Genomic DNA, 24,800 nt, shown 5'->3' with positions numbered 1-24,800 from the left:
GCGGTTATCCTACGAATGCGATCTTCAGAATGGCGAAGAGACAGAGCGCGCCAATCAGAACCGCAAAGAATGTGTTGAGCATCAGAAGGGCGAGCTTCAGCTTCTCGCCGTGAATGTAGTCCTCGATGATGACCTGCATCCCGAGCTTCATGTGGATGATGCCGGAAATGATCACCAGGGCCATGACGACGGCGACGACCGGATTGGCGAGCGCGCCCACCACGGTGGCATAATCCGCGCCATTATAGGCGATCAGGAAGAAGATGAAGAAAAGAAGCAGCGGCACGTTGGCGACGGCGGTCAGGCGCTGGCGCCAGAAATGTTCCGTTCCGTCCTTGGCGGAACCCAGCCCGCGAACCTTGCCGAGTGGCGTACGCATGTCCATGAGCCTACTCCCTTACCGAACGATGTAGCCGACGATCCAGATCAGGACGGTCAGACAGATGGAGGCGACGAGGGTCGCCTTGGCGAGCTTGGTGGAAAAATGCTTCTCGAAGCCGTAGCCGAGATCCCACATGAAATGGCGCAGGCCGCCGAGCATGTGGTGAACCAGCGCCCAAGTGTAGCCGAACAGGATGAGGCGACCGATGAAGGAGCCGTAGATCGCATTGACCCAGTCGAAATAGGCCTGCCCGGACGCCGCTGCGATCAGCCACCATGCGACGAGGATGGTGCCGAAATAGAGCGCGCCACCGGTAATGCGGTGGACGATCGACATCGCCATCGTCGGAATGAGCTTGTAAATCTGCAGATGCGGCGACAGCGGCCGGTTGTTTGTCACATTCGCCATCGTGTCCTCATAAGGCGTTGGACGTGGCTGTAAGCACGTCTTTCCATCAAACGCACAACAATTGTGCATCGAATGTGCGTTGCACCAATTCCCTCGTTTAATAGCCGATTTACGTCGCGGCAAGTCCTGCGGACGACCATTTCGGCATTTAATCGATTATTTAAATCTGGGCGGGATACCCGCCACGGCAAGGGACGGACGAAAGCGTCGCATCAGACCTGACCATTGCCTTACGGCCCTGACGCGGTTAATCTTTCATTAACTTTTGTACCGAGTCAGAAAGAGGCCGCCATGATAGCGCGCATCACGAAGTCCCTCTCCCTTGCAACGTTTATCCTTGCTGCCTGCGGGCTTGCCATGACGGCAACTGCTGGAGATTTTTCCCGTCACCGCCATCACGGCGACCACGGCTGGGATCGAGATCACGGTCGGCACGACCATCGCGGACCTGATCGCGACTGGACGGACTTCGACAATCCGCCCTTCATCGGCCCGAATGTTCCGATCCACATCAAGGGCAACGGCACCTATGCCGGCAGCATTTCTGTCGTCAGCTATAGCGGCAACGGCACCTATGCCTATCTTTCGCGCAGCGGCGTAGGCGTCCAGACGATCGCGCCGCCGCCGACGGCCAAGATCATCCATGTCTCGCCGAATGTCGCCGCCGCAAGCTGCTCGATGGAAGCAGGCGTGTGTGTGATCCGTCCCTAACCGCCGAACCGCCAGACGACGGTCCGCTTGACCTCGCTGTCTTCCAACGCGCGGGTAACCGGCACCTCGTAGACCTCAAGCGACGTCAGCCGGTCCCGGGGGCAGTAGGCCCGTCCCGGATCGCCGGCGATGACCGTCACCCCTGAAGCCGACAGCTTTTCGAACCAGGGAATGATGGCGGCGGCAAAGCTCTGGTCGTAGAACACGTCGCCGGCCAGCAACACATCCGCTTCCATGTCCCGGCCGATGATGTCGGCCCTTTCGAACGCGACAGAGACGCCGTTTGCCTCGGCATTCAGCGCCACGGCCGTCTCCGCCCACGGATCGATATCGACCGCCAGCACGCTTGCCGCGCCCGCCATGCGCGCCGCGATCGCCACCAGACCCGAACCGGTGGCAAAGTCGACTACGCGCTTGCCTCTGACGGTCTCGGAATGGTCGAGGATGTAGCGGGCAAGCCCCTGCCCGCCGGCCCAGGCGAAGGCCCAGAACGGCGGCGGCAGGCCGATCTTCTGCAGCTCCTCCTCGGTCTTCAGCCACAGGTCATGCGCCTCGTCGGCCAGATGCAGCCGGATTTCCGGCACATGCGGCGGCGCCATGACTGCGGTGTTGTCGAGAATGAAGGTTCGGGGATCGGTTTTCATGGGCGGTGAATATCTCGTCGTCGATCCTCAAAAAGTCCCCTCCCCAACCCCTCCCCACAAGGGGGAGGGACTTTACCAGCAGCATATGTCGCGTATCGAAACGCAAGTTTGCCACTCGCTGAAACCGCTAGCGGGGTCTTCTGCGACGGCCACGACTTAGCCCCTCCCCCTTGTGGGGAGGGGTTGGGGAGGGGACTGCATTCCACAAGTTCAGTGGGCCATGTTTCTAATTCGGCGGATTGTCCAGCCCGCCCATGCGGCAGACTTCGAGGTATTCGTCTTCCGTCACCGGCTGCACCGAAAGACGCATGGAGGTCACGAGCGACATCTTGGCAAGCTTCGGGTTGGCCTTGACGTCCTTCAGGCTGACCGGCTTCGGCACATCCTGCACAGCGCGAATGTCGACGCATTCCCAGCGCGGATCGTCCGTCGTCGAATCGGGGTGGGCGAGCGCGCAGACCTCGGCGATGCCGACCACTTCGAGCCCCTCATTGGAGTGGTAGAAGAAGCCCTTGTCGCCGATCTTCATGGCCCGCATGTTGTTGCGCGCCTGGTAATTGCGCACGCCGTCCCACTGCTCGCCCTTGTCGCCCTTCGCCTTCAGCATCTCCCAGGAGAACTTGAAGGGTTCGGATTTGAACAGCCAGTATGCCATGACGCCTCAAGCCTCCGGATTGTTGAAGACCCAGTTGTAGGGCTTGATCTCGACGCTTTCGAACAGACCCGCCTTCGCGTAGGGGTCGGCGGCGGAGATTTCGGCGGCGGCGGCCTTGTCGGCGGCCTCGACGATCACAAGGCTGCCGCACGGCTTGCCGTCCTCGCCGAGGAACGGACCGGCGATCTTCAGCACGCCCTTTTCATTCAGCCCGTTGAGCCAGGCCACGTGTTCCGGCCGGGTGTCCATGCGGACATTCAGGTGTCCGGGCTTGTCGGTGCAGAGAAAGGCAAACAGCATGTTGTGTCCTCGAGGTCTATTCGGTGGTGATGGGCCGCGTCATCAATTGCTCGATGGCCGCGGGAATATCGAGACTGCCGTCGATGATCGCCGCGACGGCTTCGGTGATCGGCATGTCGACGGCAAATTCGCGTGACAGCCGGGAGGCGACGGAGGCCGCGAATGCGCCTTCGACCAGCGTGCCATGTCCGGCATCCGCCATGTCTCCGCGTCCGAGCGCAATGCCGTAGCGCAGGTTGCGCGACTGATGCGACGTCGCCGTCAGCACAAGGTCGCCAAGTCCCGACAGCCCCCGCACCGTGCCGGCCTCACCGCCCTTGGCGGCAACCAGCCGCGACATTTCCGCAAGTCCGCGCGATATCAGCGCCGCCCGGGCAGAATCGCCGAGCCCGGCGCCTTCCACGATGCCGCAGGCAATCGCCAGTACGTTCTTCAGCGCTCCACCAAGCTGGACGCCGACCCGGTCCGAAGCCGGATAGAGGCGGAACGTCCGGCTCGAAAGGGCAATGGCGATCCGTTCCGCCGTCTCCATGCGGCCGGCCGCCAGCGCCATCGCAGTCGGCAGGCCCTTGGCGATATCGGCGGCAAAGCCGGGACCGGACAGAACGGCGATCTCCTGATCGGGCAGTTCCTCTTCCAGCACATCGGTCAGGAGATCGCCCGTATGGCGATCGATGCCCTTGGCGCAGGTGACGACCGTGGCTGAGTGGGCAATGTTGAACCGGTAGAAGCGAGCGGCCTCGCGCTGCGCCTGCGACGGCATGGCGAAGAGCACGATCTTCGCGTCGTGAATGACGTCGGGATCGGAGGAAAGTTCCAGATTGTCCGGCAGGCGGATGCCCGGCAGCGACTTCTCATGGATACGGGAGGACGCCAGCGACCGCATCAGCGAAGGCTCGCGACCGACGAGGGTGACCTTCGCCCTGCCCTTCTGCGCCGCGACCGCGGCAAGCGCTGTGCCGAAAGCGCCGGCACCGATGACGGCAATCGTTTCGCTCATGCTTTCGCTCCCCGTTTGCCGTGGCCGATCAGTGTTTCGGCATCCGCATCCAGCGGCCAGCGTGACCGCGGCTGGACATCGAGCGTATCCGGCCCGAAGCCCGCCGCCATCCGCTCAAGTCCAGCCCAGGCGATCATGGCCGCATTGTCCGTGCAGAGCCGGTGCGGCGGAGCCACGAAGCGGAAGCCGTGATCGCTGCAGAGCGAAAGCAGCGTTTCCCGCAACGCCTTGTTGGCAGCAACGCCACCGGCAACGACGAGCGCCGGTGTCTCGGAAAGCCCGTGCATGGTTTCCTTGAAGCGCATGAGGCCCCGACCGATACGGTCCTTCAACGTGCGGGACACCGCCTGCTGGAAGGAGGCGCAGATATCGGCGATATCCTGCTCCGAGAGCGGCGCGATCTCCGTGGCAGCCTGGCGGACGGCCGTCTTCAGTCCGGAGAACGAAAAGTCGAGCCGTGCTTCGCCGACAAGCGGCCGTGGCAGGGAGAAACGCTTCGGATCACCGGTTTCGGCAGCCTTCTCGACGGCTGGCCCGCCCGGATATGGCAATCCCAGCAGCTTCGCCGTCTTGTCGAAGGCCTCGCCCAGCGCGTCGTCGATGGTCGTTCCCCAGCGCTCGTAGTCACCGACGCCGCGCACCAGCACGAGCTGCGTGTGGCCACCGGAAACGAGCAGCATCAGATAGGGAAACGACAGTCCGTCGGTCAGCCGCGCCGTCAGCGCGTGTCCTTCCAGATGATTAACCGCGTAGAGCGGCTTCTGCGCCGCCATGGCGATCGCCTTGCCGGTCATCAGCCCGACGATCAACCCGCCGATCAGTCCGGGACCGGATGTGGCCGCGACGGCGTCTATACCCTTCAATGTCACGCCGGCCTGGCGCAGCGCCTCCTCGACCAGCGTGTCCATCGCCTCGACATGAGCACGTGCGGCGATCTCCGGCACCACGCCGCCATAGGCGGAGTGCTCTTCCAGCTGGCTTAAAACGACGTCCGACAGGATCTCGCCTCGTCCGTCGGGATGGCGCAGAACCACCGCGGCGGCGGTCTCGTCGCAGCTTGATTCGATCCCGAGAATGCACAAGGGGTCCGTCATTTGATCCGTTCGTTGATTGCGGTTTCAAGCAAACATGGTTACGAAGCCATCCGGTAACAACGGATCAGTGCGGATGCAAACAAAACCTTTCCGGATCGGCACGCGCGGCAGCCCGCTGGCGCTCGCCCAGGCTCACGAGACCCGCGACCGACTGATGGCCGCCCATGGCCTGACCGAAGACATGTTCGAGATCGTCGTCCTGTCGACCCAGGGCGACCGGGTGCAGGACAGGGCGCTTGCCGAGATCGGCGGCAAGGGACTTTTCACCTACGAACTGGAGGAACAGCTGGCCGACGGCCGGCTCGATTTTGCCGTGCATTCGTCGAAGGACATGCCGACGGTTCTGCCGAGCGGCCTCTACATCTCCGCCTATCTGCCGCGCGAGGATATCCGCGACGCCTTCATCGGCCGCACAGCGCCGACGCTGATGGAACTGCCGCACGGCGCGACCGTCGGCTCGTCGTCGCTGCGCCGCCAGGCGCTGATCCGCCGGCTGCGCCCGGACATCTCCGTCGTCATCTTTCGCGGCGCGGTCGAGACGCGATTACGCAAGCTGGCCGAAGGCCAGGTCGACGCCACTCTGCTTGCCTATGCCGGCCTGAAGCGGCTCGGCAAGACGGACGTGCCGACCGCCCTGCTCGACCCGAAGGATTTCCCGCCGGCGCCGGCACAAGGCGCGATCTGCATCGAAAGCCGTATCGGCGACGAGCGCACAGACGAGCTGCTGTCCGCCATCAATGACGGCCCGACATTCGACGCCGTGACGCTGGAGCGCGCCTTCCTCGCCACCCTCGACGGCTCCTGCCGCACGCCGATTGCCGGCTACACCGAATTGGACGGTGATCGGCTGAAGTTCTCCGGCACGATCCTCTCGCCGGACGGCACAGAGGTGCATGAGGTTGCAATCGACGGCCCATGCAGCGACGCGCTGGCGCTCGGCGCCAGGGCCGGCGAAATCATCCGCGCCAAGGCCGGCCCCGGTTTCTTCGAAGGCTGGAGTTGAGCCGATGCGGGTGGTTGTCACCCGTCCGGCCACCTCCGCCGAAGGCTCGGCGGCACGGCTTCGCGCCCTCGGTCACGAACCGGTTCTTCTGCCGTTGACCGTAGCGGTCCACAAAGCCATCGTCTGGGCCGATACCCTTGTCGAAGAGCCGGCCGCATTGGCCGCAACCAGCGCGGAGGCGATCCGGGCGCTCTCCACCGCCGGACCAATCCCGGAACACCTTCTATCCGTCCCGCTCTTCAGCGTCGGTCCGGCAACGTCGGCGGCGGCGCGGGACGCCGGTTTCCTCAAGATCACCGAGTCGCAGGGCAGCGGCAATGAGCTTGCCGTCCGCATCTCGGAAGACTGCCCGCCGACCTCGAAGAACAGCCCTCTCCTCTATCTTGCCGGAACGCCCCGGGCATCAGGCCTCGAAGCCGGACTTGCCGAATGCGGAGCCGTCTTTCGCACGGTCGAGGTCTACCGCATGGAGGACATCGCCTATGCGCCGGCGACAGTTCGCCGCGCGCTATTCGATCCGCCCGCCGACGTCGTCCTCCTCTATTCGCGCGCCAATGCCGAACGCTTTCTCGCGCTGCCGTTCGAGGCCGAGGCACGCGAACGGCTGCAAACGCTGCGTTTTGCCTGCCTCAGCCCCAATATCGCCGAGGCTCTGCCCCACAATCTCCGCCATAGGGCCGTGGTCGCGGCAAACCCCGACGAAGACACGCTTTTTCGCCTTCTCGAGAAGCAAATGTGATCAAGGGCCTTTTCATGGCCCGAGTCACTGACTAGTTTCTTTGCACTGCAAGAATGAAGAGGTAGTCATGGACCCGGAAAAGCCGGCACGCCGTTCCCGAAGCAAGAAGGAACCGGTAACGATCGATCTCGAAGCGGAAAAGGCGACGGAAGAGACGTCCTCCGTCGAGCCATCCGAGCCGGCAGCCGAGAACGTGGCGGAGGAACCGCAATCCGGTGCCCCGGAAGCGTTCGCTCCCGAATTGTCGAGCGAAGCCAAGGCAGATGACGCGCCGGCGGAGCCGACCTACACCGACGAGGCGGCACGCGAAGCCATCGAAGAGCCGCCGACCGAAGGCCCCAAGCCTACCGAAAGTACGAAGCCGGTCGAACCAGTTCAAGCAGCGCCAAGCCGCGGCAGCGCCGGTCTGCTTGCCGCTGGCATCGTCGGTGGCGTCGTTGCATTGGCGCTCGCCGGTTCCATGCAATATGCGGGCTACCTGCCCTCCGCCTCGGAACCGGCCGCATCCAGCGCACCGTCTTTCGACGCCAGCCGACTGGAAAGCGAAATCGCAAGCCTCAAGAGCCAGATTGCGGACCTGAAGGCCGCTCCGGCCGGCGGCGCCGCCGATCCGCAGCTTGAAACGCGGATTACCGCACTCGAACAGGCCCAGCAGAATGCCGGCAGTGCAGAGCCCTTCGACAGCTCTGCCCTTGAGAGCCAGATCGCCGGCCTCAACGACACTGTTGCGGCCTTGAAATCGGAACTCGCGAAAACCGCCGAAGCCCAGAGCCAAACGACCCAGCAACTCACCGACCGGCTGGCGACCGCCGAAAAGAAGATCGACGAGCCCCGCAAGGATGTCAGCATGGCCCGCGCCGTGGCGGCCGCGACCCTGAAGACGGCAATCGACCGTGGCGGCCCGTTCCAGGCGGAACTTGCAACGCTCGAAGGCGTTGCACCCGATAACCAGGCCGTGAAGGATCTTGCACCCTATGCGGCCGTCGGCGTCCCTTCGCGCTCCGATCTCGCCCGGCAGTTCTCGCCGGTCGCCGACCGGATCATCGAGGCGGTCAACCAGCCGACCGGCAGCGAAAGCCTGACCGACCGGCTGCTGACGAGCGCCAAGTCACTGATCAAGGTCCGCCCCGTCGGCATGGTCGAAGGCGACAGCGTCGAGGCGATCGTGGCCCGGATGGAGGAGAAACTGAAGAACGGTGACCTGAAGGGTGCAGCGATCGAATGGGACAGCCTTCCGGACGCCGGAAAGCAGGCCTCAAGCGACTTCAAGGATACGCTCGACAAGCGCATCAAGGTCGAAGACCTCGCCGAAAGCATCATGACAAATGCTGTAGCGGGCACAAACTAGGACAAGGGATCGCATGATACGCCTTTTGATATTCGCCCTTCTCGTCCTCGCGCTCGGTTACGGATTCTCGTGGCTTGCCGACAGGCCGGGCGACATCTCGCTTGTCTGGGAAGGCCAGCTCTATGAGATGCAGCTGCAGGTCGCGGCTGTCCTGCTCGTGGTGGCCGTCGCGGCGATCATGATCGTCTGGTGGCTCCTGCGTTCCATCTGGACGTCGCCGCACCGTGTCACGCGTTTCTTTCGAGCCCGCAAGCGCGACCGCGGCTATCAGGCGCTGTCGACCGGCATGATTGCCGCAGGTGCCGGCAATGCCCTGCTGGCCCGCAAGATGAGCGCCCGCGCCCGCGGCCTCCTGCGGGTCGATCAGGAACCGTTGATCCACCTTCTCGACGCCCAGGCGGCGATGATCGAAGGCAGGCACGACGAGGCGCGCCGCAAGTTCGAACAGATGGCCGACGACCCGGAAACGGCGGAACTCGGCCTGCGCGGGCTCTATCTCGAGGCCAAGCGTCTGGGTGCCGACGAAGCGGCACGCCAGTATGCGGAGCGCGCTGTCGAAAAGGCGCCCTATCTTCCCTGGGCTGCGCAAGCAGCGCTTGAAACGCGTTGCCAGCTGGGCAACTGGGACAATGCGCTGACCATGGTCGACCAGCAGAAGGTCGCCAAGATCCTGACCAAGGAAGAGGCCAAGCGCAAACGCGCCACCCTGCTGACCGCCCGCGCCAACGACCGGCTCGAGGGCGACCCGAAGGGTGCCCGCGAAGACGCCATGGAAGCGCTGAGGCTTGAGCCGGAATTCGTGCCGGCGGCGATTGCGGCCGGCAAAGCATATCTCCGCGAGGACAATCTGCGCAAGGCGGCAAGCGTTCTGGAACAGGCCTGGAAGCTCAATCCCCACCCGCAGATCGCCGACGTCTACATCAATGCCCGCGGCGGCACCTCCGCCGTCGACCGTCTGAAGCGCGCCGAAAAGCTGGAAGGCCTGAAGCCGAACAATCTCGAAGGCCTGATCGTCACCGCCCACGCGGCGCTCGATGCGAAGGAATTCTCGCTGGCGCGCCAGAAGGCCGAGGCGGCACTGCGCATGGAAGCCCGCGAAGGCATCTGCCTGCTGCTGGCCGACATCGAGGACGCCGAAACCGGCGATCAGGGCCGCGTCCGCTACTGGATGAATGCCGCCTTGCGGGCGCCGCGCGATCCGGCCTGGATCGCCGACGGCTTCGTCTCCGAAAAGTGGCTGCCGGTATCGCCGGTCACCGGAAAACTCGACGCGTTCGAATGGAAGGCGCCGTTTACGCAGATGCCGGGCGCAATCGAGAATTCCAGTTCTCTGCCGCCATTGCCGCCGCTGGAAAACAAGGCGGCGGCCGCTGCTCCGGAACCCGTGCCGGAAGCACGTGTCGGGACCTCGGCCACCATCATCGAGGCGGATCTTGCAAAACCGGCTGCAGAACCGACGGAGACGAAGAAGCCGGAGCCCGTCGCCGAAGTCCGCAAGATGGAGCCGACAAAGCCGAAACCGGCCACGGAGACCGCCGCAGCCAAGACGGCAAAGAACAAGGGAGAGGAGCAATCCAGGGGGATCGAGGATCCCTTCTTCGGACGTCCGCCGGACGATCCCGGGGTGAAGGATCCGAGCAAGGAGACGGAATCGAAAACCCGCCTGCGCCTCTTTTAAGGGTCGCCACCCCGAAGGTCAGGCCAAACTGGATAGCCCCATGCTGGAAAGAATTCAGACTTTCTTCCAAAGTCTCAACATTGCCCGCCCCTCGTCCGAATTCTCGCCGGACGACCCGAAAATCGCGATCGTCGCTCTCTGTCTCCAGGTCATGGAGGCGGACGGCAGGGTCGAGGCCTCGGAAAAGGCCAAGCTGCGCTCGGTCCTCAAGTCGCATTTCGATCTCGACGACGGCCGTATCAATGACCTGGTGAAGGCGGCACGAAGCGTCGAGAGCGAGGCGGTCGACTATTACCGCTTCACCTCCTCCATCAAGTGGGCGCTCGACGAGGAACAACGCATCGAATTGATCGGCATCCTCTGGGATATCGCCTATGCCGATGGTGAGCGCAGCGAGCTGGAAGACAACGCCATCTGGCGCATCGCAGAATTGCTGGGCATCTCCGGCCGTGACCGGATCATCATGCGCCAGCAGGCGCAGGCGCGCACTCTCGCCCCCGCATCAGAACCGGAAAACTCCTCCGAAGGCTGAACTGTCGTCGGCAAGCGACGCCGCCAAGACGCCTGTCAATCGACGTGCTTGGGTGCTTCCAGCGTGTCGATGTTGCGGAGCTTGGGGAACCAAAGAGACCATAGTCCGGCCACCGCCAGCGTCCCGACGCCACCGATGACGACGGCTGCAACCGCCCCGAAGACGGAAGCCATGGTGCCGGCGCGAAATTCGCCAAGCTCGTTCGAGGCACCAACGAAGACCATGTTGACGGCACTCACCCGGCCGCGCACCTCGTCCGGCGTCCACAACAGGATCAGCGTTTCACGCACATAGACGGAAATCATGTCGCCCGCGCCCATGAACAGGAGCGCGATGATGGAGATCCAGGCGGTCTGCGAAATCCCGAAAACGATCGTCGCCGCCCCGAAGACGGCAACGCCGAGGAACAGGAATAGCCCGGCATGCTTGGTGATCGGCACGCTGGCGAGAAACAGCGCCATGCCGATGGCGCCGATCGCCGGAGCCGCCCTGAGCAGGCCGAGGCCAAGCGGCCCGAGAACGAGGATATCCCGCGCATAGATCGGCATCAGCGCCACTGCGCCGCCAAGCAGGACGGCGAAGAGGTCCAGAGAAATCGCCCCAAGGACAACCTTCTCGGACCAGATGAAGCGGAAGCCGGCCAGCACCGTTTCCAGCCCGACAGCCTTCGCCGGTCCTCGTGAAGCCGGCTTGGGAATGAGAAGCGCCAGAACGGCGGCGGCAATGAAGAGCAGGACCGCGACCGAATAGGGCACGGAGGCGCCAAGACCATAGAGCAGACCGCCGGTCACCGGGCCGACGATCGTCGCCGTCTGCCATGCGGACGAATTCCAGGCGACGGCATTGCCGAGATCTTCCTTCGGCACGAGGTTGGGAGCCAGCGACTGGACGGCGGGGCCCATGAAGGCGCGGGCAATCCCCAGAACCAGCAGGATCGCAAAGATGACGAACGGCGGAAACTGTCCGGCAAGCGTCAGCGCCAGGATGGCGGCCGTGCAGGCGCCCAGCACGCCGATGCATGCGGCCATGATGGCGCGGCGGTTGTAGCGGTCGGCGACGGTGCCGGTCACCAGCATCAGCACCGGCGACGGCAGGAACTGCACCAGACCGATCAGCCCGAGATAGAGAGCGCTGCCGGTCTCGTCATACATCTGCCAGCCGACGGAGACGCTGGTGATCTGCACCGCGAACGTCAGCAGGAAGCGCGACACGAAAAAGCGGAGATAGGAGGAGTGACGGAAGGCAGCAAAGCGTCCGGACTGGGTCTGTGAATGCATGAGGCTTTCCGATGGCGCCGGCGTGCGGGCTTGGGGATGGCTCCGTCCCGCGCCAGTAAGGGAGCCATACGATCCCTTGGCTAATAGGCCTTTCGGAGGGTACGTCAAGTCTCGCCTGCAACCCTGCGGTACGCACGTTAAGCATGTTTCCCTTAGAAGGGCCGGGAATCCCTTGAGTGTTTCGCCGTCAATGTCTACATGTCGATCACAATCAGGAAACTGGAGACCGACATGATCGCCGTCATTGCAACGTTGAACTTCATTATCAACATTCTGTGGTTCATCATCATCGCATCGGCCATCTTCTCCTGGCTCTATGCGTTCAACGTGATCAATTCGCGCAACGAGTTCGTCAACATGATCGGTCGCTCGCTCTATCAGATCACCGAGCCGATGTACCGTCCGATCCGCCGGGTTCTGCCGAACATGGGCGGCCTCGATCTGTCGCCGATCGTCGTGCTAATCATCCTCTATTTCATCCAGGTACTGCTCAACACCACGATCGCCAACGCCGTCCTCTGACGGCAGGACGACCCCGGTGTCCGCAGCGCTCCGGCTTTTTGACGACCACGCGACGCTTTGTGTCCGGCTGACACCGAATGCCGGACGCGACACCGTGGAAGGCATCGAGACGGATGCGGCGGGCGAAACCTATCTGAAGGCCCGCGTTACGGCCGTTCCGGAAAAGGGCAAGGCCAACAAGGCGCTCATTGCCCTTCTCGCCAAGACGCTCTCCATCCCGAAATCATCGATCTCCGTTCAGGGCGGAGAAACGGCGCGTAAAAAAATCCTCCGGATCGATGGCGACCCGGAGGATTTGAAACGGAAGCTTGCCGCCTTTAACGACAGCTGACGCGTGACGCTTACTTGGCGTTCTTGGCGCGCTCGATGGATTCGAGGATCAGCCGTTTGGCGACGTCGACGTTCTGCCAGTCGCCGATCTTGACCCATTTGCCGGGCTCCAGATCCTTGTAGTGCGAGAAGAAGTGCTCGATCTGCTGCAGGGTGATTTCCGGCAGGTCGGTGTAGTTGTGGACGTTCTCGTAGCGGCGGGTCAGCTTGTTGACCGGCACGGCGAGAATCTTCTCGTCCTTACCGCCGTCGTCTTCCATCATCATCACGCCGATCGGGCGGACGTTGATGACGCAGCCCGGAACCAGCGGACGCGTGTTGCAGATCAGGACGTCGATCGGGTCGCCGTCTTCGCAGAGCGTGTGCGGCACGAAGCCGTAATTGCCCGGATAGGTCATCGGCGTATAGAGGAAGCGGTCGACGACGAGCGTGCCTGCTTCCTTGTCCATTTCGTACTTGATCGGATGGCCGCCGACCGGGACCTCGACGATCACGTTGACATCTTCCGGCGGGTTCTTGCCGATGGCGATCGCATCAATGCGCATTTACGTCTCCAATGAGCTGGGGTCGAAACTGTTGCCGTCTCGATAATGGCAAACATGTCGCAACGCAACATGCGAAACGCGTGGCGACAGGACATCGGCGCGTTTCGATGCGGGATTGCTTCACTTTGGCTACCGAATGATCAATGATGCCGACGACCAGCAGGAAGGGACACATGACCAGGATCGGCATCATCGGAATGGCATCGGCTCTTCTCGCAGCAAGCGCGGGCTTCGCGCTTGCCAATTCGAGCGTCTATACCGATCTCGACCTGAAGCAATGTGAAACCATTTCGCAGGATCCCGATGGCGGGGTCCTGAAGTGCGGCGGCTACGAGGACTATCCGGTCTATTTCAAGGAAGGCGACCTGCGCCAGTCCATGCTCTACGGACCTGCAGCCGAAGACATGCTGTCGGAAGCCTTCGAGAGCTTCGGCACCTTCAACCACGTCAACACGAAGATCGAGTGGCGCCTCGATGCCGCCGGAAAGCCGGTCGCCGCAATCCACCGCTGGTTCATCGACAATGTGGACGAGACGGGCGCAACGACGCCGAAGACTGCAGGCCAGGTTCTGGTCATATCGCATGTCGCCAGCGATCCGGCCGACGGCGTGTCCTGCGTGGTCGGCTATGTCGATGCGCTCGCCAACAAGGATGCCAACGAGATCGCCCGCAAGGTCGCCGACGAGGAAGCCCTCGACTTCGCCTGCGGCTATCAGGAGCCGTTCTGGCATGGGGAACGAGGCGAAAAGGCTGGCGAACCGATGCGCCACCTGCCCGAGCGTCTCAAGGTGGAATGAAGATCAATTCCAGATGAAGCCGAGCTTCTTCAGCTTCTTGTCGCCGAAATCCTCGGTGCCCTCGACGAGATCGACGCCACCCCTGGAGCGCAGGAAGCGTTCGCCCTGTTCGCTGTCCTCTAGGCACCAGACGACCATGCCTTCGCAGCCGAGCGATTTCAGCAGCCGGCGCGACTCGCCGAACAGCAGCGTGCCGAGGCCGATGCCCTGATATTCGGGACGCAGATAGAGTTCGTAGATCTCGCCTTCCTGCGGCAGGCCACGGGCGCGGTTGAGACCCAGCGTGGCGTAACCGGCAATCATGCCCGCCACGTCGGCGACCAGCAGCGTTGCCGGTCCGCGCGTCGCCTTGCGCCACCAGGTTTCGCCGCGGCGCTCGATCATGTTGGTCAATGGCTGGTGGGGAATGATGCCGGAATAGGTGTGGCGCCAGGCCGCCCGATGGGCTTCGGAGATCGCCCGCGCATCCTGCGGATCCGCATGTCTGACATCAATCGATAACGTCTTCATAACGTCGCCCCGGCTTCAAACAAAATACACGCGCCCGGGGTTGGTTTTGTTTTCCGACCCGCCGTCATGGGCGTATTCGGACGTTAACGCTTTTTTAACGTCACCGGCAAGGTCCACCGCGACGAACACACAGGATTAGCCTGATGCCAGAAACACAAAATCCCCGGCAAGGCCTGCCGGGGATTTCTTATCTTCTATCAACCGGTTTCTCAGGCGGCGCCCTGGGCGCGCGTCTTTTCGAACCGCTTGCGGTCGTTGCTGTCCAGATAGAGCTTGCGAAGACGGATAGACTTCGGCGTCACTTCCATCAGCTCGTCGTCCTGGATCCAGGAAAGCGCGCGGTCGAGCGTCATGCGGATCGGCGGCGTGAGCTTGACGGCTTCGTCCTTGCCGGCGGCGCGGATGTTGGTCAGCTGCTTGCCCTTGAGCACGTTGACTTCCAGATCGTTGTCGCGCGAGTGGATGCCGATGATCATGCCGGCATAGACCTTCTCGCCCGGCTCGATGATCATCGGACCGCGGTCTTCCAGGTTGAACATCGCATAGGCGACAGCCTCGCCCGAACCGTTCGACAGCAGCACGCCATTGGTGCGGCCGGCGATCTGGCCCTTGAAGGGCTGGTAGTCGTGGAACAGGCGGTTCATGATCGCGGTACCGCGCGTATCCGTCAGAAGTTCCGACTGGTAACCGATCAGGCCGCGGGTCGGCGCGAAGAACACCAGACGGACGCGATTGCCGCCCGACGGACGAAGCTCGGCCATTTCAGCCTTGCGCTCGGACATCTTCTGGACGACGACGCCGGAATGTTCTTCATCGACGTCGATGACGACTTCTTCGATAGGCTCGAGAAGCTGGCCATTCTCGTCCTTGTGCATGACGACGCGCGGACGCGACACGGCAAGCTCGAAGCCTTCGCGGCGCATCGTTTCGATCAGCACGGCGAGCTGCAATTCGCCACGGCCGGACACGAAGAACGAATCCTTGCCTTCCGCTTCCTCGATCTTCAGCGCAACGTTGCCTTCGGCTTCCTTGAGCAGACGGTCGCGGATGACGCGGCTCGTGACCTTGTCGCCCTCGGTGCCGGCGAGCGGCGAGTCGTTGACGAGGAAGGACATGGTAACGGTCGGCGGATCGATCGGCTGTGCAGCCAGCGGCTCGGCGACGGACGGATCGCAGAACGTATCGGCGACCGTGCCCTTGGAGAGACCGGCGATCGCGACGATGTCGCCCGCATGGGCCTCATCGATCGCCGTGCGCTCGATGCCGCGGAAGGCGAGGATCTTGGAGATACGGCCGGTTTCGATCGTCTTGCCGTCCTGGCCGAGAACCTTGACAGCCTGGTTCGGCTTGATCGAGCCGGAATGGATGCGGCCGGTGATGATGCGGCCGAGGAAGGGGTTGGCTTCCAGGATCGTGCCGATCATGCGGAAGGCGCCGTCTTCGTCACCGACGCTCGGCTCGGGAACGTGCTTCAGGACGAGGTCGAGGAGCGGCGCGAGGCCTTCTTCCTTCGGGCCTTCCGGATTGTAGTTCATCCAGCCATCACGACCGGAACCGTAGAGGATCGGGAAGTCGAGCTGCTCGTCGGTGGCGTCGAGATTGGCGAACAGGTCGAAGACTTCGTTGATGACTTCTTCGTGGCGGCCGTCCGGACGGTCGATCTTGTTGATCGCGACGATCGGCTTCAAACCGACCTTCAGCGCCTTGCCGACAACGAACTTGGTCTGCGGCATCGGGCCTTCGGACGAGTCGACCAGGACGATCGCGCCGTCCACCATCGAGAGAATGCGTTCGACTTCGCCGCCGAAGTCGGCGTGGCCGGGGGTGTCGACGATGTTGACGCGTACGCCCTTCCACTCGACCGATGTTGCCTTGGCGAGAATGGTGATGCCGCGCTCTTTTTCCAGATCGTTGGAGTCCATCACGCGTTCTGCAACACGCTGGTTTTCGCGGAACGAGCCCGACTGCTTCAGAAGCTCGTCAACGAGCGTGGTCTTCCCATGGTCAACGTGGGCGATAATCGCAATGTTGCGAATCTGCATAGGTCAAATCTCTTGATGGCTGAGGCGCGATACGGGCATTGGGAGGACGCGCCAGTTACATTTGGCGCGCTCATACATTGTTTTTCGCGATTGCGAAAGGGGGATAAGGCCGGCAACCGCAATGGCTCCGGCCTTATCCTTCCGGCTAGAGGCCGTTTTGACCTTGTCAGGCGTTGCGAACCGGATCGAGCGTGATCTTCCAGAGTTCGTTGTCGTCACGGTCCATCAGGCGGACGGTGAGCTGTTCCGTCTGCCCGTCGACATCGACGAGACCGAAGAACTGGAAGCCGGCGGACGGCGGCAGGTTGGACTGACCCTCCGGCGGCGCCTTTACGAACTTCGCTTCCGGACCGAAGGTCATGTCGAGTTCGTTCGGGCCATAGGTGCCGGCATGCAGCGGACCGGAGACGAATTCCCAGAAGGGTTCGAAATCCTGGAACTGCGCCTTGTTCGGATCGTAATAATGCGCGGCCGTGTAATGCACGTCGGCGGTGACCCAGATCGTGTTGGAAATGCCGGCCGTCTTCATGAAGCGCAGCAGATCGGCGATTTCCAGTTCGCGGCCCTTCGGCAAGCCGTTGTCGGCGTTGGCGACGGCCTCGTCACCCTTCCGATCCTTGTAATTGTCCCAGACGATCAGGCTGAGCGGCATGTCGGCGGCGATCACCTTCCAGGTGGCCTTGGAGCCGGCCAGCTCACGCTTCAGCCAGGCAACCTGTTCGGCGCCGAGAATGCGGGATTCCGGCGTCATCTCGGTCTCGAAGCCGTCATGGTTCGGACCACGATAGGAGCGCATATCGAGGAAGAAGACATCGACCAGAGGACCGTAGGCGATCTTGCGGTAGACCCGGCCCGGCTCGGCCGGGATATAGCGGATCGGCGTCATTTCATGGAAGGCGCGGGCCGCGCGGGCCGACAACACATGGATCGACTTTTCCTTGTAGCGGTCGTCATGCGACAGGTCCTTGGAGTCGGACCAGTTGTTCAGCACCTCGTGGTCGTCCCACTGGAAGAAGGTCGGACAGACGGCATTCAGCGCGCGCACATGCTCGTCCATCATGTTGTACTTCCACTGGCCGCGATATTCGTCCAGCGTCTGGGCGACATTGCGCTTCTCGTCGATCAGCACCTTGTTGATCCACTTCGAGCCGTCGGGAAGATCGACTTCGTCCTTCATGCTGCCATCGGCGTAGATCGTGTCGCCGGAATGAACGAAGAAATCCGGCTGATGCTTGGCGATCGTGGCATAGGTCTTCATGCCGGTCTCGTCGATGCCCCAGCCCTGGCCGGCGGTATCGCCAGACCAGGCGAAGCGGACGGAACGCTTGGAAGACGGCGCGGCACGGAAGCGTCCGACAACCGGTTCCGACACGGTGTTGATGTCCTGCAGGTCGGCGGCGACGAAGCGGTAGAAGATATCCTGGTCGGACGGCAGGCCCTCGATCAGGCGCTTGACGGCGTAATCCGTTTCGGGGAGCGCATTAAGCGGTGCCAGGCGAACGGCATCGGAGAAGCTCTCGGTGGTCGCATATTCCATCATGATGCGCGACGGACGGTCGACGCGGCTCCAGACCATGCCGGACGACATGTCGACATCGCCGGACTGTACGCCGTGGGTGAAGACGGGGCGATCGGCGGCGCGCAGGTAAGCGGGCAGCGCCAGACCGGAAGCGGCGACCAGTCCGGTGGCAGCGGACGAGCGAAGGAAACTACGGCGCGTGAACGCCATCAGGGCCTTGGACATCAAACCTCTCCTTTGATGGGAAACGGGACGAACTCCCGCGCCGGCAAAGGACCATGGCCGCATGTCAGTCAGATCAAGGATCCGCGACAGTTTGATGGATGTTTGATGACAGCAAAAAGGGCGCTCAGCCGCCGGCGCCCTGATATCGTCTCAGGCAGAAGCGCCAGAACCACAAGGCGACAAGCACGGCGGCCGGCCCTGCGATCAGGCTTGCCAGTCCGCCATAGCTCCCGAGGAAAGGCACCGGCTTTCCGAGAAGGGACGCGACCGGCACATAGGCCATGAAACCGAGCGGCACGATGGTCAGCATCAGCACCTGCACCGGCCAGGCGAAGATCGTCAGCGGATAGCGCGCCATCTCCCAGAAATCGAAGTAGAGACCGAAGAGATAGCGCGAGCGCGTCAGGATCAGCGCCACGGCGGCGACCATGGTCAGGATTGCGCCCGAAAGCAGCGCCGCGCTGATCAGGCTGAGGACAAGCTGCAGGCCGGCGATGATCGACCAGTCGATGCCGGCATTTGGCGCGGCCCAGGCGATCAGGCCGATGCCGAGCGTGACGTGACCGCCATATTCGATGTTGAAGCCGGAAAAGGCGAGAAACGCCCAGGGATTGATCGGCTGGACGAGCAGGACGTCGAAGGTGCCGTTGCGCACCCGCTCCTCCATGTTGCGCAGCTGCACGAAGGTGAACATCGCCCCCAGCGAATAGCCGAGCACATGGAAGCCGAGGAGAAAGGCAAGCTCCGGCCACGTCCAGCCGCCGATCATCTCGAACCGGTTGGCGATCACCCAGATCGAGCCGTAGACGCTGGCATAGCCGAAGGCCTGGGCAAACCAAGCGATGACGAGGTTGGCGCGGTATTCGAGCCGCGTGCGCAGCTGCAGCCGGATCAGGTACCAGTAGAGGGAGAGGCTCGCGATCATCGTCAGCCTCCCTGGATGACCAGGCGCAGGCAGGCGCGGCGCCAGGTAAAGGCGATGAGCCCGGCCAGAAAGACCGCCCATCCGGCACCGAACGCCAAATAGAGGAATGCGGTCGCGACATCCATCTGCCCGAGATAAACTGCCATCGGATAGAAGGTCACCCAGGCGAACGGCAGATGCTGCGCCACCCCTTGCGCCCAGTCCGGAAAGAACCACAGCGGCACCAGCCCTCCGGAGAAGAAGGCGAGCATTCCGCGCAGGAACCAGTCTAGCGCCAGCACATCCATCACCCAGAACACCAGAAGCCCGACGAAGGTCGCAAGCCCGAACAGGATGACGAGCGACAGGATAACGAAGGGCACGAACAGCAGCGCATGGGCAAGGCTCGCCGGCGGCTGGAAGCCGTAGAGCAGGCTCGCGCCGGCGAGAACCGGCACGCCGACGGCCAGCATGTCGAAGCCCCTGACTCCGAACTGCCGCGCAAACAGCGAGACGGGGTAGCTGTAAGGCCGCATCAACTGGCTGATGACATCGCCGCTGCGGATGTCGGCGCCGATTTCGCGCACCATCTGGCTTGCATCCCAGGCAGACAGCAGCGTCGTCCCGATGATCGCATAGGTGACCATCTGGACGAGGCCGATCCCGTCCATCGACTGCTGATGGCCGTAGACGGAGGACCAGATCGACACGCGGGAAAACACCACGACCGCACCGCCGATGATGCGCATGAAGGTCTGCGACCGGAAGCTCGCCTGCGTGCGGAAGGCTGACAGGGCATAGGCGAAGAACATCGGCCTACCCCGCCATTCGCGACTGGTAATAGGTGCGGATCACATCCTCGATATCCGGCTCCTCCAGCCGCACGTCGACCAGCGCCCGGCCATCGCCCAGCGAGGCGATGATCTCGACCAGCGACCGGCGGTCATGGTCAAGTGTGAAGACCCGGCGAATACCCTCCCCTTCGATCAGCTCGGCACCCGGCACGGTAACGGGACCTGGATCATCGGCAAATTCGAGCGTCAGCCTCCGCCGCGCACCAAACGTTTCGTTCAGCCGGGCGAGCGGCCCGTCGAACAGCAGCTTGCCTTCGTCGACCATGATCAGCCGTGGGCAGATCTCCTCGATGTCCTTGAGATCATGCGTCGTCAGGATGATCGTCGTGCCGCGTTCGCGGTTGATCTCGGCCAGGAACTTGCGCACGACATCCTTGGCGACGACGTCGAGGCCGATCGTCGGCTCGTCGAGAAACAGGATTTTCGGCGAATGCATCAGCGCCATGGCGATTTCGGCCCGCATGCGCTGGCCGAGGCTCAGCTGGCGGACCGGCCTGTCGATATAGGGCGTGATCTGCAGCATCGCGACCAGCTCGTCGCGGGTTTGCTCGTAATCTGTCTTTTCGACACGATAGATGCGCCGGTGCAGGTCGAAACTGTCGGCGAGCGGCAGGTCCCACCACAGCTGGCTGCGCTGGCCGAAGACGACGCCGATCTCGCGGGCATTGGCGATCCGCTCCTCGTGCGGCGTGCGGCCGAGCACCTGCACCTCGCCGGCCGTCGGCACCAGAATGCCGGTCAGCATCTTGATCATGGTCGACTTGCCGGCACCGTTAGGGCCGAGATAGCCGACCGCCTCGCCCATGCCGATCTCGAAGGAAATGTCCTCGACTGCCCTGACCTCCTTGGTCTCGGGCGCCAGATAATAGCGCAGCGACCCGGCAAGGCCCGGCTGGCGGATGCGCTGGCGAAAGATCTTTGCCGCGCGGTCGGCACGAATGATCGGAGACATGGCGGGACCTGGAGAATCGGATGCGGGGCACGTTGCGCGCGCACTCTAGACCCGGCACCCCGCATCCGGGAACCCTCAAATCTGCAGGTCAATCGCGAAAGCGCGCGACGGATCCTTCCCGGTAGAGAAGGTTATATGTCTCGAACGGAATGAGCTGCCCGTTTTCGGTGACGAAGTGGATGCAGGACCGCTTGACGTTGCCGACGTCGAAATCGTGCCGGTCCATGAAATTGACGATCACCACCCGGAAGATGTTCTCGTAGGACAGTCCCTCCGGCACCGGCACCTGCGGCAGGCAACAGAGCAGATCGCCGAGGCGCCCGGCGACGTTCGGCTCGATGGTGGAGAGCGAGAACAGATCGAAGATCTTCTGCTTGAGCGACGGATAGCGTTCGAAATTGACCGCGTTCGGCACCGCCTCGACCAGCTCGTCCTTCGGGATCATCGAGGTGACCGGAATGACCGCCTTGCCATTTCGCAGACCATAGCCGATCGAGATCGCCGTCGGGTTGCAGGGCAGCGGGATCATGTCTGCCTCGCCGAAGATGCCGCTGTCATCGATGATCCGCCGGCGAATGTCGGAGAGCAGCACGCGGTTCTTCTTCAGATCGTAATCCTCGTTGCGGCCTGCATCCTGCACCGGCTGGAAGGTGACACCGCGCACACAGGAAAAGCCGAGCGCATGGTCGATGATCGCCGCCATTTCGTGGTCGTTGACACCCTTCTTCACCGTCGCGACCAGCGTCGTCGAAATGCCCCTCGCCTCCAGCGCCTCCAGCGCCTTGCGGCGCACCTTGGAAAGATCGGCGCCACGCAGGTTGCGGATCGCGTCCGGCTCGAGCGAGTCGAACTGCAGGTAGATTTCGAGGCCCTTCTTCCGCTCGGCAAGCGCATCGGCAAAGGCCGGATCGGTGGCAATCCTGAGGCCGTTGGTATTGATCATCAGGTGCCGGATCGGCCGCGCCTGCGCCATGTCGATGATGGTAAGAATATCGGGGTGAATGGTCGGCTCGCCGCCGGAAAGCTGCAACAGGTCCGGCTCGCCCTCGCTCCTCACCAGCGCGTCCATCATCCGCCCGATGACGTCGAGCGGCTTGTGACCGGTGAGCGCCTGCGAGGAGCCGGCAAAACAGACCGGACAGGTCAGGTTGCAGGCCTCGTTGACCTCGATGATCGCCAAGCAGGAATGCTGCTCGTGATCGGGACAGAGCCCGCAGTCATAGGGACAGCCGTAGTCGGTGCGGGTCTGCACCTCCAGCGGCCGGTCACCCGGCTTCAGAAACGAAAGCTCGGCGCAGTAGTAATCTGCATCAGACGAGATGCGCACCTTCTGCACCCCATGCTCGCGACAGCGCTTCTCGTAGAAGACGTCCGACCCTTCGATCAGGATCTTCGCCGGCACCAGCTTCATGCAGGTGCCGCACATGGAGCGTGTTTCCCCATAGAACAGATACGGCTTCGCTTTGCGCGGCGAGTGGGCGTGATGGTTCATGCGGACTTCCGGTGCGATGGAGGCAAATGAGCGAACGGTCAGCTAAGAGCCGGCGGACTGATCTTCCGGCGGATGAGCAAGAGGCCGACGATTGCCAGCAACGCGGCCGACAGGCCTTCAAAATGAAAGTTGGGCGTGGCGCAAATGCCGGGCAAAAGCAGGCAAAGACCACCGAATATACCGAGAAGGCGCACAGTCATCTGTTTCCCCACCTGATGAAACGGCCGCATGACGTCGATGTTACCAGATGGACGCCACGCGCGGATAGTCACTTCCTCAAGCCATCGTAAATCATCTTCACGCCACCGAGTCCGATCAGGATACCGACGCCCCAGATCGGCAGGACGCCCATGTCCATGCTGTTGCCGGTGAGGATCATGTTACTGAATGCGAGGCTGCAAAGCCCGGGAAGGAGAAGGATACATCCGCCAACGACCAGCAATATCCGCGCGATCATCGTTTCGACCGCCAGTGCAGGAATGGCGGGACAACCGAGACGCCGATGGCGACGGCGATCACCAGAATGGTGACGATGATGTCATCGGGCGCATTGATGCCCATCTCGTCGTAAAGCATCAGCACCGACAACAGGATGACCACGGCCGAGACGATCGCCAGCACGAGGCTGGCCTGCGGAGCCCGGCGCCAGGAGGCATAACGCAGCAGAAGGCCGATCAGGATGGTTGACAGGAGGATGGACGGCGCAGCCAAGATGACGAACGCGCCGGTAAAATTGTCAGGGCCGCGAAAGCGAAAGCCGCCGGAAATCCATTCGAACAGCGCCGCCACGTAAAACAGCCCGCCACAGGCGCCCGGCAACAGGAACAGCACGCCGAGCAGGACGCGCAATGCCACGCCGGCATTGCCGCGCTTTTCCTCCGGCACTGCATTCGGATCGAACATTCATGCCCCCATTTGCACCGCTAGCTGCGCTTTCACCCGGCCCCTCCCGGTTGAAGCGCGCTCCGGCTCCCCTGCAGCATGACCAGCGCATAGCCGACCATCATCAGGGACAATAGCTGAAAGATGCTGAGGCCCGCAATGACCGCGCCGTAGGGCTTCCAGAATTCGAGAACGAAGCGTTCGGCACCGTAGAAGCCGACGGCAAGATAGAATCCGTTCATGCGCCAGTATACGGTGCCGCGCAGCATCATGATCAGGTAGACGAACGCAAAAGCCGCCATGGCGAGGCTTTCGTAAAGCGCCACCGGATGGCGGGGAATGCCGTCGCCGAAATCCCAGCCCCATGCGCCGCCGGTCGGAATGCCGTAGGTAAAATCCTCCATGCCCGAGAGCAGGCAACCGATCCGTCCGACGGCAATGCCCAACGCCACCGGCAGGGCATAGATCGCACCGGTGCGTTCGCGAATTCCGGAGGCATGCTTGTAGAGTTCCACCGAGACGATGGCCCCGAACAGGGCCCCTTCCACCGATCGGCCGAAGCCCGGCTGGCCCGAGAGCCAGAGGTTGAGCGAACCGAAAATCCAGGCACTCAACCCGGCCCCGAAGATGACCGCCGCGATGTATCCGCCACGCAGCGGCTGGCTTACCGGATTTTTCGGAAACCACGTCCGCCGCAAGACGAAGAGCACAGCGAAGGATGTCAGCCAGGCAAGAGCGTCGAAAAGCGTGTGAAGAATCATTGCAAGGGATTCATTCTACCGACTACCCTTTAAGACCGTCGTGGATCAGCTTGCCTCCGGCTAAAATAAGCATCAGGCATGGTAGTGCGTTGATTGCGATTGATATTGGCAGAATCCGCCAGTCCCAACTTCCATAGGGGATCATCTCGATAGCGTACCAGATGCCCATCAAAGCGGGAATTGAACCAGTACCAATCAGGAGAAACCGCGTCACGATATTTGATTTCCCGAGCCAATGTAGAAATGGAGGAATCGCAATGACGGCCATCAAAAGCACTGCAAGTACGGCCCTCTTTATTGTTCCGGAGACGCCCCAATCCGGCGTTTGTTTCGGAAACAAATCAATACAAGCCACGGCAATTAAGAAGACCGCAAAAATAGCCAGAGACAAACTGGCCCAATACGCAGCCCGTTCTTGCAAAAACCTCAAAGCGCAGCAACCAAAAAAAACAAAAGCAAGAACAATGTGCGCTGTACCAATTGCCACCGCCCCATAAAAATTGTCGTGCCTGATCAGACCTGCTACATCCAAAAAATATGCAATGAGATAGAAAAAATATATAGGTCCAAAGACCCCACCCGGGGCAAGTAAAATCGCCAGCACCGAGACGAGTATAACTTCAGGCGTAGAAGTACCGAATCTTGGCGGATTTCTTGGGGGCTCCAACATTCAAGGCAAACCAAGTTTCACCAA

At 62.2% G+C, this 24,800-nt stretch carries 28 protein-coding genes; 9 read left to right on the top strand and 19 right to left on the bottom strand.

Features of this window, described 5'->3' with window-relative positions:
- Positions 1-4 precede the first annotated feature (4 nt).
- Positions 5-385: a succinate dehydrogenase, hydrophobic membrane anchor protein gene (gene sdhD, locus NN662_RS03740; RefSeq protein ID WP_261928972.1), complete on the bottom strand. Its 381-nt coding sequence runs from the start codon at positions 383-385 to the stop codon at positions 5-7.
- 12 nt (positions 386-397) lie between these two features.
- On the bottom strand, positions 398-790 hold the full coding sequence (gene sdhC / locus NN662_RS03735; protein ID WP_261928971.1) for a succinate dehydrogenase, cytochrome b556 subunit: 393 nt from the start codon (positions 788-790) through the stop codon (positions 398-400).
- 291 nt (positions 791-1,081) lie between these two features.
- Here sdhC and NN662_RS03730 point away from each other — a divergent pair, with 291 nt between their 5' ends.
- Positions 1,082-1,501, top strand: a complete 420-nt coding sequence (locus NN662_RS03730) for a hypothetical protein (RefSeq protein WP_261928970.1) — start codon at positions 1,082-1,084, stop codon at positions 1,499-1,501.
- Here the strand turns inward: NN662_RS03730 and NN662_RS03725 are convergent.
- From NN662_RS03725 to tsaD, 5 genes are all read right to left on the bottom strand, one after another.
- The gene (locus NN662_RS03725; protein WP_261928969.1) at positions 1,498-2,145 is read right to left on the bottom strand and encodes a class I SAM-dependent methyltransferase; all 648 of its coding nucleotides are present in this window, start codon (positions 2,143-2,145) and stop codon (positions 1,498-1,500) included. The two genes, NN662_RS03730 and NN662_RS03725, sit on opposite strands and share 4 nt — an antisense overlap.
- A 226-nt stretch (positions 2,146-2,371) precedes the next feature.
- Positions 2,372-2,800, bottom strand: coding sequence for an EVE domain-containing protein (locus NN662_RS03720; RefSeq protein ID WP_261928968.1), 429 nt, complete (start codon positions 2,798-2,800; stop codon positions 2,372-2,374).
- A gap of 6 nt (positions 2,801-2,806) precedes the next feature.
- Positions 2,807-3,100 (bottom strand): YciI-like protein, encoded by a 294-nt coding sequence (locus NN662_RS03715; protein ID WP_261928967.1) that lies wholly within the window; start codon positions 3,098-3,100, stop codon positions 2,807-2,809.
- 16 nt (positions 3,101-3,116) lie between these two features.
- The gene (locus NN662_RS03710; RefSeq protein WP_261928966.1) at positions 3,117-4,100 is read right to left on the bottom strand and encodes an NAD(P)H-dependent glycerol-3-phosphate dehydrogenase; all 984 of its coding nucleotides are present in this window, start codon (positions 4,098-4,100) and stop codon (positions 3,117-3,119) included.
- Positions 4,097-5,194 (bottom strand): tRNA (adenosine(37)-N6)-threonylcarbamoyltransferase complex transferase subunit TsaD, encoded by a 1,098-nt coding sequence (tsaD, locus tag NN662_RS03705; protein ID WP_261928965.1) that lies wholly within the window; start codon positions 5,192-5,194, stop codon positions 4,097-4,099. The genes NN662_RS03710 and tsaD overlap by 4 nt, the downstream gene beginning before the upstream one ends.
- 73 nt (positions 5,195-5,267) lie before the next feature.
- Here tsaD and hemC point away from each other — a divergent pair, with 73 nt between their 5' ends.
- From hemC to NN662_RS03680, 5 genes are all read left to right on the top strand, one after another.
- Positions 5,268-6,197, top strand: coding sequence for a hydroxymethylbilane synthase (gene hemC / locus NN662_RS03700; RefSeq protein WP_261928964.1), 930 nt, complete (start codon positions 5,268-5,270; stop codon positions 6,195-6,197).
- A 4-nt stretch (positions 6,198-6,201) separates the two neighbouring features.
- The gene (locus tag NN662_RS03695) at positions 6,202-6,936 is read left to right on the top strand and encodes a uroporphyrinogen-III synthase (RefSeq protein ID WP_261928963.1); all 735 of its coding nucleotides are present in this window, start codon (positions 6,202-6,204) and stop codon (positions 6,934-6,936) included.
- A gap of 67 nt (positions 6,937-7,003) precedes the next feature.
- Entirely contained in the window at positions 7,004-8,284 is a 1,281-nt protein-coding gene (locus tag NN662_RS03690) for a COG4223 family protein (RefSeq protein WP_261928962.1), read from the top strand.
- 13 nt (positions 8,285-8,297) lie between these two features.
- Complete coding sequence (locus NN662_RS03685) at positions 8,298-9,962, top strand: heme biosynthesis protein HemY (protein WP_261928961.1); 1,665 nt, start codon at positions 8,298-8,300, stop codon at positions 9,960-9,962.
- A gap of 40 nt (positions 9,963-10,002) precedes the next feature.
- Entirely contained in the window at positions 10,003-10,494 is a 492-nt protein-coding gene (locus NN662_RS03680) for a TerB family tellurite resistance protein (RefSeq protein ID WP_261928960.1), read from the top strand.
- A gap of 35 nt (positions 10,495-10,529) precedes the next feature.
- On the opposite strand, the gene NN662_RS03675 is transcribed toward NN662_RS03680, so the two are convergent.
- Positions 10,530-11,771, bottom strand: coding sequence for an MFS transporter (locus NN662_RS03675; protein WP_261928959.1), 1,242 nt, complete (start codon positions 11,769-11,771; stop codon positions 10,530-10,532).
- A gap of 231 nt (positions 11,772-12,002) precedes the next feature.
- Between NN662_RS03675 and NN662_RS03670 the strand changes: the two genes are divergently transcribed.
- Positions 12,003-12,293 carry a YggT family protein gene (locus tag NN662_RS03670; RefSeq protein ID WP_261928958.1) on the top strand — a complete coding sequence of 97 codons (291 nt, stop codon included), beginning with the start codon at positions 12,003-12,005 and terminating at the stop codon, positions 12,291-12,293.
- 16 nt (positions 12,294-12,309) lie between these two features.
- Positions 12,310-12,624 (top strand): DUF167 domain-containing protein, encoded by a 315-nt coding sequence (locus NN662_RS03665; RefSeq protein ID WP_261928957.1) that lies wholly within the window; start codon positions 12,310-12,312, stop codon positions 12,622-12,624.
- A gap of 10 nt (positions 12,625-12,634) precedes the next feature.
- Here NN662_RS03665 and ppa read toward each other — a convergent pair whose 3' ends face one another.
- Complete coding sequence (ppa, locus tag NN662_RS03660) at positions 12,635-13,168, bottom strand: inorganic diphosphatase (protein ID WP_261928956.1); 534 nt, start codon at positions 13,166-13,168, stop codon at positions 12,635-12,637.
- A 173-nt stretch (positions 13,169-13,341) separates the two neighbouring features.
- Between ppa and NN662_RS03655 the strand changes: the two genes are divergently transcribed.
- Positions 13,342-13,965 carry a hypothetical protein gene (locus tag NN662_RS03655; RefSeq protein WP_261928955.1) on the top strand — a complete coding sequence of 208 codons (624 nt, stop codon included), beginning with the start codon at positions 13,342-13,344 and terminating at the stop codon, positions 13,963-13,965.
- A 3-nt stretch (positions 13,966-13,968) separates the two neighbouring features.
- On the opposite strand, the gene NN662_RS03650 is transcribed toward NN662_RS03655, so the two are convergent.
- From NN662_RS03650 to NN662_RS03605, 10 genes are all read right to left on the bottom strand, one after another.
- Positions 13,969-14,475 carry a GNAT family N-acetyltransferase gene (locus NN662_RS03650; protein WP_261928954.1) on the bottom strand — a complete coding sequence of 169 codons (507 nt, stop codon included), beginning with the start codon at positions 14,473-14,475 and terminating at the stop codon, positions 13,969-13,971.
- 209 nt (positions 14,476-14,684) lie between these two features.
- The gene (typA, locus tag NN662_RS03645) at positions 14,685-16,517 is read right to left on the bottom strand and encodes a translational GTPase TypA (RefSeq protein ID WP_261928953.1); all 1,833 of its coding nucleotides are present in this window, start codon (positions 16,515-16,517) and stop codon (positions 14,685-14,687) included.
- Positions 16,518-16,683: 166 nt separating this feature from the next.
- Positions 16,684-18,261: an alkaline phosphatase D family protein gene (locus NN662_RS03640; RefSeq protein WP_261928952.1), complete on the bottom strand. Its 1,578-nt coding sequence runs from the start codon at positions 18,259-18,261 to the stop codon at positions 16,684-16,686.
- 124 nt (positions 18,262-18,385) lie between these two features.
- Entirely contained in the window at positions 18,386-19,186 is an 801-nt protein-coding gene (locus NN662_RS03635) for an ABC transporter permease (protein ID WP_261928951.1), read from the bottom strand.
- A 2-nt stretch (positions 19,187-19,188) separates the two neighbouring features.
- Positions 19,189-19,977, bottom strand: a complete 789-nt coding sequence (locus tag NN662_RS03630) for an ABC transporter permease (protein ID WP_261928950.1) — start codon at positions 19,975-19,977, stop codon at positions 19,189-19,191.
- A 4-nt stretch (positions 19,978-19,981) separates the two neighbouring features.
- Complete coding sequence (locus tag NN662_RS03625; protein ID WP_261928949.1) at positions 19,982-20,971, bottom strand: ATP-binding cassette domain-containing protein; 990 nt, start codon at positions 20,969-20,971, stop codon at positions 19,982-19,984.
- Between the two features lie 88 nt (positions 20,972-21,059).
- Complete coding sequence (locus NN662_RS03620; RefSeq protein ID WP_261928948.1) at positions 21,060-22,463, bottom strand: radical SAM protein; 1,404 nt, start codon at positions 22,461-22,463, stop codon at positions 21,060-21,062.
- 453 nt (positions 22,464-22,916) lie between these two features.
- Positions 22,917-23,366, bottom strand: coding sequence for a hypothetical protein (locus NN662_RS03615; RefSeq protein ID WP_261928947.1), 450 nt, complete (start codon positions 23,364-23,366; stop codon positions 22,917-22,919).
- Between the two features lie 32 nt (positions 23,367-23,398).
- Positions 23,399-24,106: a prolipoprotein diacylglyceryl transferase gene (locus NN662_RS03610; RefSeq protein ID WP_261928946.1), complete on the bottom strand. Its 708-nt coding sequence runs from the start codon at positions 24,104-24,106 to the stop codon at positions 23,399-23,401.
- Positions 24,107-24,128: 22 nt separating this feature from the next.
- Positions 24,129-24,776 (bottom strand): hypothetical protein, encoded by a 648-nt coding sequence (locus tag NN662_RS03605; protein ID WP_261928945.1) that lies wholly within the window; start codon positions 24,774-24,776, stop codon positions 24,129-24,131.
- Positions 24,777-24,800: the final 24 nt, after the last annotated feature.

This window comes from Rhizobium sp. NRK18 (assembly GCF_024385575.1).
GTDB lineage: Bacteria > Pseudomonadota > Alphaproteobacteria > Rhizobiales > Rhizobiaceae > JANFMV01.
Note: the sequence above shows the minus strand (reverse complement) of the source record. Positions and strands in the feature narration are given on the sequence as shown.